The 12424-nt window shown below is 50.5% G+C and carries 9 protein-coding genes and 1 tRNA gene; 3 read left to right on the top strand and 7 right to left on the bottom strand.

Annotated elements, in window-relative coordinates:
• Positions 1–377: 377 nt before the first annotated feature.
• The 5 genes from BP822_RS11890 to BP822_RS11870 form a co-directional block, all read right to left on the bottom strand.
• Positions 378–1130 carry a hypothetical protein gene (locus BP822_RS11890; protein WP_286878360.1) on the bottom strand — a complete coding sequence of 251 codons (753 nt, stop codon included), beginning with the start codon at positions 1128–1130 and terminating at the stop codon, positions 378–380.
• 36 nt (positions 1131–1166) lie between these two features.
• Positions 1167–3188 carry an agmatine deiminase family protein gene (locus tag BP822_RS11885; RefSeq protein ID WP_286878359.1) on the bottom strand — a complete coding sequence of 674 codons (2022 nt, stop codon included), beginning with the start codon at positions 3186–3188 and terminating at the stop codon, positions 1167–1169.
• A 305-nt stretch (positions 3189–3493) separates the two neighbouring features.
• Positions 3494–3871 carry a type II toxin-antitoxin system VapC family toxin gene (locus BP822_RS11880; RefSeq protein ID WP_286878358.1) on the bottom strand — a complete coding sequence of 126 codons (378 nt, stop codon included), beginning with the start codon at positions 3869–3871 and terminating at the stop codon, positions 3494–3496.
• Positions 3864–4043, bottom strand: a complete 180-nt coding sequence (locus tag BP822_RS11875) for an antitoxin family protein (protein ID WP_286878361.1) — start codon at positions 4041–4043, stop codon at positions 3864–3866. Before BP822_RS11875 ends, BP822_RS11880 begins: the two co-directional genes overlap by 8 nt.
• Before the next feature lie 122 nt (positions 4044–4165).
• Positions 4166–5401, bottom strand: coding sequence for an anion transporter (locus BP822_RS11870; protein ID WP_286878357.1), 1236 nt, complete (start codon positions 5399–5401; stop codon positions 4166–4168).
• Positions 5402–6080: 679 nt separating this feature from the next.
• Between BP822_RS11870 and BP822_RS11865 the strand changes: the two genes are divergently transcribed.
• Entirely contained in the window at positions 6081–8966 is a 2886-nt protein-coding gene (locus BP822_RS11865) for a hypothetical protein (RefSeq protein ID WP_286878356.1), read from the top strand.
• 447 nt (positions 8967–9413) lie between these two features.
• Here the strand turns inward: BP822_RS11865 and nifS are convergent, their stop codons facing one another.
• Positions 9414–10571, bottom strand: a complete 1158-nt coding sequence (nifS, locus tag BP822_RS11860; RefSeq protein WP_276620486.1) for a cysteine desulfurase NifS — start codon at positions 10569–10571, stop codon at positions 9414–9416.
• Between the two features lie 84 nt (positions 10572–10655).
• On the opposite strand from nifS, the gene BP822_RS11855 reads away from it, so the two are divergent.
• The gene (locus tag BP822_RS11855) at positions 10656–10904 is read left to right on the top strand and encodes a hypothetical protein (RefSeq protein ID WP_273271479.1); all 249 of its coding nucleotides are present in this window, start codon (positions 10656–10658) and stop codon (positions 10902–10904) included.
• Between the two features lie 111 nt (positions 10905–11015).
• Positions 11016–11088: transfer RNA gene (locus tag BP822_RS11850), tRNA-Pro, on the top strand.
• A 221-nt stretch (positions 11089–11309) separates the two neighbouring features.
• Here BP822_RS11850 and BP822_RS11845 read toward each other — a convergent pair.
• Positions 11310–12424, bottom strand: a 1115-nt coding sequence (locus tag BP822_RS11845) for an ATP-grasp domain-containing protein (RefSeq protein WP_286878355.1), incomplete at its 5' end; no start/stop codon positions are given.

Raw genomic sequence — 12424 nt, 5'->3', positions numbered from 1 at the left:
CGATGAGAAAGTAGATATTCTAGAAGGTGTAGGATTGCGGCTATGAGTGAAGCCCGAGATAGGAAGATGAAGCGTAAACGCAAGTTTGATGAAATGAAGGCCGAAAAAGTATTGAGAGCATGCAGGAGCAGACGGTATATAGAGAATGCTGATAGGTGAGCAATCTCTTTTACTGAATATATTTTGTATTTTATTGTTTTAAAAAAGTATTCTCGGAATGCTTGCCTGTTAGCAGGCCAAATGATCCCTGGCCTCATAGCTGAGATCAAAAAACCTCTTTTTAGCAAAAGCGGATGAGGATCACGAGAGGAGAGGCTCCAAGATATAAAAAAGGAAAAGGAGAAGCTTAAAATGGTGGACAGGGTCAAACTGGCGGTCTAGATATAGACTGCTGTTCCTGGTTCCACATAGATAGTCTTGGAGCCACCTGCATCGAACCACATGATTTTTGGATAGTTGAACTGGCCATCATAGACTCTTACTTCATGGTTCTGGTTGCCAACTACCTTGAAGCTGAATCTGCCATCCAGAGGATCTCCGCCCGTCCCCTCAGTTCCAATATAGACTCCATCCAGGTATACCTGATAGCCGCGCATGCCCTGGGAGACTATTATGGCGGTGGAGTCACCGGCCGTTGGAGCGGCAGTTTGGGTAATTGCCGGTGAGGTGGTTGGGCTTATGGATTGAGCACTCGCGCTCGTTGATTGCGTGGTAGTGATTGCTGGTTGCGCCGTGGCAGATACAGGCGCCGCCGACTGGGTTGGGGTGTAAGCGACGGTCTGTCGCGGATATACCCTTAAAGAGGATCTGGTTTGGGCATATTCGAGGGTTTTCGCCCATTCCTTATTGTATATCTGCCATCCTGTGCCATAAACCGGCGTCCAGCCAGGAGTGGGATAATAGGCCGCAGAATATGTCGAGTATGTGCCATAAGGCAAGCCATAAGGCACGTAATAGACCGATCCATTTGAGCCGTACCAGGTAGCAGTGGGAATGGGATAATCAAGCCACCGCTTAAGGCCTGAAACGGCAGGATCTCCATCGTATGGGCCAATTGAACTGACATATCCTCCCACCAGCCAGTCCTGTCCCCCTGTAATGCCTACAAACAAGCATATGCCTAATGCCATTAGATATAGCAAGGTCTTATTATGTATCATATGGTCTCACATGATGACATTGGCTCTAATGGAACTTAATACTATCTTTGGCTGCTGCTGGCTGATGCAATGAATCGTCCCCAGCCCCTCCACCATTTCGCGGCAATCGATTCCCACCACCTTTCTATCCGGGAAGGCTCCTTGGATTATCTTGAGCGCCTTCTGGTCGTTCTCATCCCTGAATAAGGGAACCAGAACCACATCGTTTCCGATGTAGAAGTTGGCATAGCTGGCAGGCATCCGTCCACTTTCATTTTCCACCAGACCAGGCATGGGCAGCTTGATGACCTTCAGGGGATTTCCATCCTGATCGGTCTCCTGGCAGAGCTGCTCGTAGTTCGCCTTGAGAGGAGCATAGTTCTCATCATCAGGATCCTCCTCGAAGGCACAGAGCACTGTGGTCGGATCGACGAACCTGGCGATGTCGTCCACATGTCCGTCTGTGTCGTCTCCTGCTATCCCCTCCTTCAGCCAGATAACTTTCCTTGCCCCCAAATACTCTTTGAGATAGCTCTCGATCTCCTCCTTATTCAGGCCTGGGTTGCGATTGCGATTGAGGAGGCACTGCTCTGTGGTCAGGACCGTCCCCGAGCCGTTCACATCGATGGATCCGCCCTCCAGGACTATTCCTGGAATGAAGCACTCCATCTTGAGGTCGTCGTTTATCAGACAGGGGATTCTGGTGTCTCTCATCAATCCGGGATACTTTTCCCCCCAGGCATTGAAGGTCCAGGCGATCATAGCGATATTATCCATTCCCTTGTTTTCCCCCCGAGATACTACGAATGTGGGGCCATAATCCCGGAACCAGACATCTGCATAATTTATCTGGTGGAATCTGATCCGACGCAGGTCCACCTTATCCTCTCTCAGCCGCTCAATAACAGCGCTGAGCATCATCTCGTCTCTGACCAGGAGGTTTACGATCTCGCTCTTATGTATGGCTTTGATGATGGCTATGTATGCGTCCTCCACTTTTTCTATATCGAAGAATGTCTCCTGATCATAGGGCCAGGAGAGCCATATCGCTTCATGCTCTTCCCATTCTGCAGGCATATGAAAGCCCAGCTGCAGGGGCGTATCCACCAGGCAGAGAGCATCCTTCCTATCGATCTTCTCCATCATCGCCTCTCTTGCCTTTATCTGAGGGGCAGGCTCTTTGACCATCTCGATGATGGGCCAGTAAAGATCAGGCCTGCGATTGCGGAAAAAGCCCCATCCCTCCCGGACAGACTTGTTTTTGGCCAGATCCAGGTCAGCCAATAAAACCTCTTCTCTGTTGCCGCTCGCTTTTGCCACGATATTGCCGAATGAGTCGGATACGAAGGAGCTGCCCCAGAAGCTGAGGCTCTCTTCTCTGCCCACCCGGTTGACAGCGGCTACGCATATGCTATTGGAGATGGCATGGCCCCGCTGCACCGTCTCCCAGGCATCGTGCCAGTCTCCTTCTGCCGGCTCTCCCTGGTCCATGATATTGCCGATGGCGGTGGGATAGAAGATGATCTGGGCTCCGCCCAGGGCTGCCACTCGGGCCGCCTCAGGGAACCATTGATCATAACAGATGAAGACGGCAAACCTGGCATAGAGGGTATCATAGATCCGGATCTCATCACCAGGAGAGAAGTAGCTCTGCTCGTAAAAGAGGGGATCGTGAGGGATGTGGATCTTGCGGTAGGTCTCCAGAAGGCTGCCGTCATTGTCTATCACCGCGGCGGAGTTAAAGTAGTCGCCCTCTGTTTTTTCATAGATCGGGACTATTATCACTATCTCGTGCTCCCGGGCGAGGATGGAGAAGGCATCTGTGGATTCACCCGGAATTGTCTCCGCCAGATGGGATGCATCCTTTTGATCCCATTGAGGGAAGTAGCGGGTCCGGTAGAGCTCAGGCAGGCAGACGATCTTTGCTCCTTTCTTCGCAGCCTCTTTTATCATCCCGATGGCTTTTTTCAGGTTCAGATCTCTGTCCTCTGAGGCTGTGCTCTGAATCAGTCCTATAGTGACCCTCTCTCTCTCCCTTTCAAGCGCCATTTCAGTCTTCTCCTCTAAGGTGGTCGGCATGCTATTGGAATGCGGAATTTTCTGAGAAGGGATGCGTATTAAAGTATATCAAAGTATCAAAGGATCAGTGTATGTCTCAATATGAGTCGCGCCTCATCATGGCTGAAACAGGCAAGCAACTTGGCGACCAGATGCGATCTGCAAGATCTTCGTCCGAAGCATGCGCCCAAAAACAGGGCCTATGCCATGGGCAAAAGTGGCATATGGTCCGGGCCCCAGCCGCCTCAGTCTGTATAAGCCCAGGGGAGATGGCGGAGTGATGGATTGCTGCCTATTCATTTTATATATTCTACTTCCTCAATATCCTTGAATTCCCGGTCTCCTGTGAGGAACCGGATTTTTAATCTTTTGGAGCAAATATAGCCGAGGCTGTCTATAAGGGAGAGCTTTTTGCCCTTTTTATTATTGGATAACCTGAATCTTGAGGCTTCTAAATAATCGAGATCTTCGGGGCTAATCACCTCGATCCTGCTTCTCAGGAACGAGAGTATATTTATGCTATCCGTTCTCCCAAAATCCCGGTACATGGCATAGGCCAGCTCAAAGATATTGAACTCAGAGGTGATAAGCTCTTCTTGAGAGCATTTTTCGTAGGCGGTATTCCCCTTAAGGATTTCCACCAGTGCATAGGTATCTGCAAATAGCTTAACCATCTGTCTCTCTCAGTTCATCCTTCAAAGACTGCGAATCCAACTTCCAATCCTTCAAGAGACCAAAGATGCCGCCCTTGCTCCTTATTTCTATATCCACTTCCTCGCCTTCCTTCAGATTTAATTTCTCTTGAGGCCTCAAAAGATTATTCTCATAAATCGCTTTCACGATCATACCTGGCACCAAGCTAAACCTGTGGTTTGAGGATAAATATTTGCCCCATCGCTCAACTCATGTTCCGGTCTTTATCTGATTTGCTCCTAATTTTTGCAGTTAAGAGCATCTCATTTTCCTGCTCACAGGAATATCCAGTAGACAAAGACATTCAATGCGGTTAGTGGCACTCCCACCCTGGCGAAATCCAGGAACGTGAGCGTCTCCCCGCTCTTCTCGGCGTTCTGGATGATAATGACGTTGCTTGCCGCCCCCAGGATGAAGAGGTTTCCGGCGATGGTGCTGCCTGCTGCCAGGGCCATCAGATCCCGGGCAGAGGGGTTAATCAGGAGAGGCTGGAATAGGGCGACGAATGGCACATTGGAGATGATCTGGCTCAAAAAGACGCTCAGAGCCAGGATGACGGGAATGGATCCAAAGCCAAGAGAGCTCTCTTCCATCATGCTCTGAAAGAATCCAGATCTCCAGACACTATCCATCAGAACGAACATGGCGGCAAAGAATACAAGGGTGCACCAGTCGATATGCTTCATGATCTCCCATCTTCGACTGCTGAAGAGGATGACGGGCAGGGCAGAGAAGATGGCGATGTAGGTCAGCGAAAAATGTTGGCTGCTCTGAACTGTGACTGCCAGGACCTTGGCCAGAATGAGTATGAGCAGCAGGATAATTGAGATCCGGGAGATATTGGCCAGGGCGGGATCGCTGATGCATTTCTTTGGGATCTCGATGGCCGTATGCTGGAACTGGCTCTTGTAGAAGAGCCTTAAGATAAGATAGGCTAAGACCAGGTTTGCCACTGTTGGAATGAAAAGATACTGGAAGAAGACCAGGAAGGGATTTGTCAGGCTGCCGTTGATGGCGATGAGCAGGTTCTGAGGGTTTCCGATGGGGCTCATGGCGCTGCCGGTGGTCACGGCGAAGGCCAGGGTGAGAAGGAGAAGCTTGGGGGAGATCCTCAGGGCCTGGGCCAGGTAGAGCATGAGAGGAGTTCCAATTATAGCTAAGGTATCGTTCATCAACAGGGCGGAGAGAAAGCCCATGGCGAAGAGGATGAGGAGCAGGAGCTGGTCTAAGTTCTTTGCCCGGCAGAATATGCGGTTGAAGAGATGAAATAGGTAGCCGCTCTCTCGCATCGCCTCTCCGATCACGAACATCCCGGCCAGGAATATCATCACATCTGGGTTTATGGCACTAGCTGCATCTACCGGCGAGATCTCTCCCGAGAGAAGGACCATAAGAGCGCCAAGGAGCATTATCTGCCAGATCTGGAGCTTGAACTCGCCCAGCTGTCTGATGGCAATGAGGAGGAGTACCAGAGCTAAAGCTATGGTGGAAATATTTATGGCATCGAGCATTCAGGATCCTGAGCCTTCCGGGCGGCGGATGTAGATGGCAACCTTATGGACCTTCTCTCCTCGCTCAGACAGAACAGGATCTGGTTTTATGCCTGGTTATTATAGTTTTTGGCCTATTGACCTCTCAAGGCTCGGCCTTTAAGGATTTGTATCTCTCAAATGATTGGCTCTTCGCTAATTCGAGTACACGACCCAATAAGTTTATTTTGCTTTAGACCTAACAATTTGTGAAGGGATCAGCATCCTGCTAGCTGATCTAAATAGAGAGGAGAGAACGATGCCGGGCAAGCATATCTCGGAATGGGATGGGGACGAAATCATTACTGGCCGCACGAGCAATGCTATTGCCATGTGTGCCTACAAATCGAAGCTCTATATCGCCTACAAGGGTTGGAACGATAGTTCATTATGGTTGAATATTTTCGATGGCCAGAACTGGGCAGGGGAGAGTTCAATACAAGGCAGAACAAGCCACGCTCCATCAATGGCCCTTTACCAAGGTCGACTGTATATAGCTTATAAAGGATGGGATAACGATAGCCTTTGGATCAACAGTTGTAACGGCAGAGAATGGTCGGGCGAGCAGCCCATCGCTGGCGCCCCCTGCAGTTCACCAGCATTGGCCGTGCTAAATAACCGGCTTTACGCATGCTGGAATCAAGGTGATTTCACGATATGGATGAGCGTATTCGATGGCAACGAATGGACCGAGCCTCGCTCCATCGCCGGCCGTACTAATTGCAGTCCTGCTCTTGGCGTCTTTGCAGACAGCCTCTACATAGCCTACAAAGGCTGGAATAGAGATACATTATGGGTAAACCGATTTGATGGAACTGCATGTGAGGGAGAGTGGCAGGTTTCAGGACGCACAAACCTATCCCCCTCCTTGACTGCCTACCGGGGCCATCTATTCATGAGCTACAAGGGGTGGAGAGACGAACGCATCTGGCTTAATGCGCTGGCATGGATACGCTGGGAAGGAGAGGTGAATATCCCCGGTCAAACCGAGTGTACTCCTTATCTGGCCGAGTTCAACGGAAAGCTGTACATGTCTTACAGAGATGGTAATTCCAGGATTCATATAGATACCTTAGATGGTGTTGGATGGGCGGGAGAGCATCCTGTTCCCGGCAACACAAACTTATCGCCAGCCGCGGTCATCTATAGAGGCGAAATTTGGGTGGCAAGGACTGGTTCTGACAACCGGATGCACCTGGTCCATAGTGCTGAAGGCGATGATTGGAGTGGCGAGATTCTGCCAATTGGACGAACCAACGACTCTCCTGCCTTGGCCAACTGGCGCGGAAATTTGTGTATGGCTTACAAGGGCTGGAACAACCACTCACTATGGCTTAATCTTTATGATGGAGATAACTGGATTGGTGAGCAGCCAATTATAGGATGTACAACCAGCCAGGCACCAGCGTTGACCTCTCACATAGGGCTACTCTTTATCGCATATAAAGGCGGGAACGACAATATCCTCAGGATCAATTACTGCGATGGAATAAAAAATGGAAATTACCATTGGGTTGGTGAGCAGCAGGTTGCAGGCAGCAGTTCCGATATCTCGCCAGCCTTAATCTCTTTTCGAGGCAAGCTATACCTAGTCTACAAACAGGTAGGGTCCACCCATATTTGCTGGCGTTATGGCCGCTGGAACGGCAATCAAAAGCGAATCGACTGGGATGTGGAAAAGAGCATACCCGGTTCAACCTCTGACACTCCTGCTCTTGCAGTATTTGGCAATCAACTTTACATGTTGTATAAAGGTTCCAATGATCACGACATTTACTTTAACGTCTTTGATAAGAATTTGTGGGATAAGCATTTGGGCGACAGCCATTTGGGCTGGCTGGGTGTTTACGATTCCACGCTTACTGGTGGTCTCACTGACAGATCGCCAGCACTGATATGCAGCGAGGGACTTGTATATGCGATCTACAAAGGCTGGGATGATGATACCGTTTGGCTCAATTCATATCGCATCCTCCAGGCATGGAAGCCAGTGCCGCCAGCAGGCTTCGATCCATTAAATCCATTAGACGCCAGGGGCGAACCGCCAAAATGTTTGAGCGGAGAACCTTTAAATCACTGCTTTGAGACTGCTCACCTACAGATCTTTTGGAACGAGTCTGAGCCAGAGGAGGCAGTATCTCCTTCAGATGCGAGGAGGGTCTCGGATTTCGTTGAGTGTGCTTGGGAGGTCTTCACAAACAGTTCCCTAAGCGATGGCCACAGATTTTTCATCGATCTAAACTCACCTCATCTGAAAAGTCATCCACGCAAGCTTCCTATCTGGATAAAGATTCTCAATTACGATAATATCGACGTAAATTCGGGAGGCGAAGGCCCTGCGATATCAATCTCACCTCAAGGCGGATTATGCGGCTGCGCTGGTGAGGGTTGGGGGCCCAAAGTATATGATAGAGGATATGATAGCACGGGGCCGCATGAGCTGGGACACGTGATGAATAAGTCATATTCCTATTTCTTTAATAGCGGAGGTTCAGGACTGCGTTTTATTAATGAGGGTTTCGTAGACGTATACAGAACTATTCTTGATTGGGATTATCCCAACCACAAATATTATCCTTTTCTAGATCACTTAGATCTGCATGATGTCTCTTTGGTAAATAGTGAATATGATGGTAGGAGATTCTGGTTTTATCTGGCTAGCACCTTCAGCAAACATAGGACTGTAGGGACTGAAATCACCGATCCCGACTGGGGCTATTATGAGTGGTCAGAGATACCGTTTGAGCTTAGAGAGACCTTTCGCAATGCTGCTGGCTCTATAAGCCCACAGATGAAGGTTCGAAGAATGCCAGGCCGTGACGTTCTTCAAGCCATACAGAGCGAGTTTGGAAAATGTCATCCAAAAGGACGTTACCCAATAGATAGTAGTACCCAAGAATGTGACCAAATAGATCCAGAGTGTGCCGATAGGCATAATCTGGATCCAACACGTAACCATGTGCGGCGTTGGGGCTGCGTGCCTCCAAAAGATCAGCTCTACCGTCTGATGCCCTTAGCAATGAGAAACATAGACAAAGCCTTATCTTTGTTCTGGCCGGATGAGGAAGACTCTGCCCTCAAATGTAGGGCCTTTAGAAAATTTCTGGAAAAGAATCTCCTGGCGAACGGAGTTGGTGCTATTGTGGATGAGAATAATCCTGTCCCAGGAACAGACAATCAATATGAATTATTATCATATGGATGCAATATTCACAGGATAGACTGGCAGATAAACGAACCTCACGTGGCAAGAATCTTGACGGTAACCCTTTCATCTGAGGATATCCCAGATGGCGAATGGAGCTCTGCGGCCTATTATATTGATGGAGGCAATCTGATATTAGCTCATGGATGGCAACCGAGTGAAGGAGAGATCCGCATGTCATTCTATCGAGAAAAACCTGTCGTCGTCATAGTGGCAGGATTTTATTTTGGATTTAATTATACAGGCGGCCAGTTGGAAGCAAAAAGCTGCAGTTATACGCTTAATGAAAGGAAGAGACCGCTTCCTTCAGGAACCCTGATGAACAATGAGCAATCAATTTAAGAGCCTAATTAGCTTGCATTCAGCTCGTCTATTGCAGAGCATCAAGAGCGATAAGATAATATCTCGATATTGATGGAAATAGTTAATAGATCTTAGAATAGAGCCCAAAAAAGAAAAAATTGATGAGATCAACCAGGTCAAAGTGAAGGCTGTTAGCTATTTTTTTTAGGCTGGGTTCCACTGCAAAGAAGCTATAATTTTGTGTACGCTCGAATGCTTCCTAGAACGCGGCTTCTGAATAGCTACAGAAGGGCCAGAGCTATGGTGGAAATATTTATGGAATCGAGCATTCAGGATCCTGAAGCTCTCCTGGCGGCAGATGTAGATGGCAAATCTATTGATCTTTCTCTCCTTGCTCAGATAGAACGGGATCTGGTTTATGCTTGGTTATTCAGCTTTTAACCCATTGCCTTTTAAGCTGGTAATCTCAAGTGCTATCTGCAGCGCTCATCTTCCCAGAGCCGATATCCCCCTGAACCTCTCCACTGCCTCCACTATGCTCTCCGCCACATATTCCACCTCATCAAGAGTGTTGGACATCCCCAGGGTGATCCTGAGGGAGCCGTGGCATTCCTCCGCTTTGAGGCCCAGGGACATGAGAACATGGCTTGGCTCCAGCTTGTGAGACGAGCAGGCGGAGCCCGTGGAAACGCATATCCCTTTGGAGTCCAAGAAGAGCAGAAGCGACTCGCCCTCCACGTATTTGAATCCGAAGTTCAGGTTGCCTGGAAGCCTCTTTTTCATAGTACCATTTATCCAGGCATCCTTGACCTTGCCTAAGACCAGCTCTGCCAGGCGGTCGCGCAGGCCTGCCAATCTCTCCGCCTCTCGGGACATATCCCTCTCAGCCAGCTCTGCCGCTCTTGCCAGGCCCACAATTCCGGATATGTTCTCCGTTCCCGATCTGAGGCGGCGCTCATGGCCACCTCCCTGGATGATGCTCTCAAGCTTTGTGCCTTTGCGAATGTATAGAGCCCCCACTCCCTTCGGCCCGTAGAGCTTATGCGCGGAAAGGGATAGCAGATCGACCCCGAGGTCATCTACATTGACCGGTATCTTGCCCACGCTCTGCACGGCATCGGAATGAAGGTAGATGTCCCTCTCCGCAGCCAGACGGCCGATCTCCTCCAGGGGCTGGATGGTTCCCACCTCGTTGTTGGCGTGCATCACAGAGATGAGGATGGTATCCGGCCGGATGGAGGCCTCCAGAGTGGAAAGCTCGACAAGCCCCTCCCCGGTTACGGGCAGGTAGGTAACCTCAAATCCATCTTTTTCCAGGGCCCGGCAGGTCTCCAGGATTGCAGGATGCTCGATTTGGGTGGTGATGATATGCTTTCCAAGCTTTCGATTTTTGCGGGCTATGCCCTTAAGAGCCAGGTTATCTGACTCCGTTCCCCCGGAGGTGAAGATGATCTCCTCAGCTCTCGCCCCAAGCAGGGCTGCTACCTTCTCCCTTGAGTCCTCCAAAGCCTCCTTGGCCTCCCGGCCTGATCGGTGCAGGCTGGAGGCATTGCCGAATTTCTCCCCAAAATAGGGCAGCATGGCTGCCAGCACCTCTGGCGCCACTGGGGTGGTGGCGGAATGGTCCATGTAAATGCGCTTCATCCATTTTTCTATTGAGAGCTGAGGGTAAATAGATGGCGAACTCAAACGAGAAACTATAAGTACGCTGCCGGGGGACTGCAGGATATGGACATATCCATTCCCCTATTTTCAACTCCACTCTTGATCGCTGCCGCCCTGATAGGCCTTGGATTTCTGGTTTATCTCTTCTCGGCGAGGCTGGGGGTAGTGAGCATTGGTGCGGGCACAGCCATAATGGGGACTGTGGTCCTATTTGATCTGCCCAATGGATTTGCAATCGAGAGCCTGGTGCTATTCGGATTCACCGTGGTGGTCGGGATCTGGATGATGTATGTGGGAGTGAAAAACGGCTGATAGAGTTCGGGCCTAAGGGAGCATGCAGCCGATATTTCGTAGGGATGGAGCCGGATCTCATTCAGTGGGAAACCCTTATATGCCACTTCTGCATCCTAACGAACGCTGCGCGGGGCCATAGGGTAGCCTGGTATCCTACAGGACTGGGGGTCCTGTGACCGGCGTTCAAATCGCCGTGGCCCCATAAAATGTCTTTGCGTATTTTGTATATGTGGACTTGAATCGCAAATTCTCTGCATCTTTTCGCCTTTGTGGTGAACTGCGATCTTCTGACCCAACCACATAGAGCCCATGATCATCAGGCGGGGATCATGCCCAAAGCATCCCTCTTTAAGAATTGACTATGCTCTTCCCCTGATAATTCTTCAATATGACGAGTCACAGAAAAGAGTCTCTATTTTAGTGCTATCTGCGAGATGAACAAGTGGTCAATTCCCGTATCATTGCTGCTCTATCTTTCAGCCGGGCGAGGACTTCCCCTCTATTCGACCCCTTTGTCAGGATGGAGAGAATCGGATCGTCTCTTTCAATTCTCGAGCCAGGACGGGGGACATCCGCCGTCCAGGGAAAGAGCAGGCTCTCTTTGATCTCCATGGAGCATGGCGCATAGATTATTGCCCTCCCGGCAGTGCACTTGATGGCTGGCCTTGAGGGAAGCAATCCCCGAAAGGAGTTCAGATGAGCCTCGAATACATTGATGCCTGTGGCACACTCCACTGTGTCCAGGCTCCCCTGGAAGCGGCAGTTGACCTCCACCACCACCGGCCCCTCCTCAGTGAGAAGGAAGTCGACCCCATTGCTTCCCAAGAGGCCCAGTCGCGCAACAATCCTCTCCGCCATGTTCGCTATATCGTTCTTGGGCAACGGCTCCAGAGGGGTGATATTGCCGCAATAGCGAAAGCCCTTGGCTCCAGTCCAGCTCTCTCCGATCAGCTGCTCGTTTGCCGCCAGCGCGCGCGCATCTTTCCCGTCGCCGATGACCGAGACGCTCGCCGCCCGGCCAGAAACGACCTCCTGGGCGATCAACCCCTCTTCCCATTCTAGCCTTGAGCTGTCCTCTGCGATTCTGCAGCCCACCCCGCCTGCCCCCTGCCTGGGCTTTACCATGACCGGAAAGTTCAGGTCCTCCGCCGAGGTTTCCGTCCTGATGAAGGGAAAGCCATTCTTCTCCAACCAGCGGGCCTGATAGAGCTTATCTGAGATCCTGGCGGTCTTCTCGGCAGGATTATTGAGCACCGGCAACCCTTTGACCCTGGCCTCCTCAAGTCCCGGTCCCAGGACGACAGCATCGGGAAGGACTCTCTCGACGTGCTCGGAGATCAACTCATCGATTCTATCCGCACCACCGGGATCATCCATCCCATCCCTGGACAAGAGCGCCATATCCTCGGCACAGCTCTCCAGGTCCAGGTCGCAGTAGCCATCGACGGCATAAACCTCATGCCCCGCCCGGCTGGCTGAGCAGGCGATATGCCGAATGTTGATTCCAATTATCAGAAGCTTCATCCTATCTGACTCTC

It is taken from the genome of Methanosaeta sp. UBA458 (assembly GCF_002496085.1).
Taxonomy (GTDB): Archaea; Halobacteriota; Methanosarcinia; order Methanotrichales; family Methanotrichaceae; genus Methanothrix; species Methanothrix soehngenii.
The sequence above is the reverse complement of the archived record's forward strand: the minus strand, read 5'-3'. Positions and strand labels throughout refer to the sequence as shown.

Coding starts and splice junctions, on each gene's coding strand:
- BP822_RS11890 (WP_286878360.1), bottom strand. CDS start 1,130: ATGGCATTAGGCATATGCTTGTTTGTAGGCATTACAGGGGGACAGGAC.
- BP822_RS11885 (WP_286878359.1), bottom strand. CDS start 3,188: ATGGCGCTTGAAAGGGAGAGAGAGAGGGTCACTATAGGACTGATTCAG.
- BP822_RS11880 (WP_286878358.1), bottom strand. CDS start 3,871: ATGGTTAAGCTATTTGCAGATACCTATGCACTGGTGGAAATCCTTAAG.
- BP822_RS11875 (WP_286878361.1), bottom strand. CDS start 4,043: ATGATCGTGAAAGCGATTTATGAGAATAATCTTTTGAGGCCTCAAGAG.
- BP822_RS11870 (WP_286878357.1), bottom strand. CDS start 5,401: ATGCTCGATGCCATAAATATTTCCACCATAGCTTTAGCTCTGGTACTC.
- BP822_RS11865 (WP_286878356.1), top strand. CDS start 6,081: ATGAGCGTATTCGATGGCAACGAATGGACCGAGCCTCGCTCCATCGCC.
- nifS (WP_276620486.1), bottom strand. CDS start 10,571: ATGAAGCGCATTTACATGGACCATTCCGCCACCACCCCAGTGGCGCCA.
- BP822_RS11855 (WP_273271479.1), top strand. CDS start 10,656: ATGGACATATCCATTCCCCTATTTTCAACTCCACTCTTGATCGCTGCC.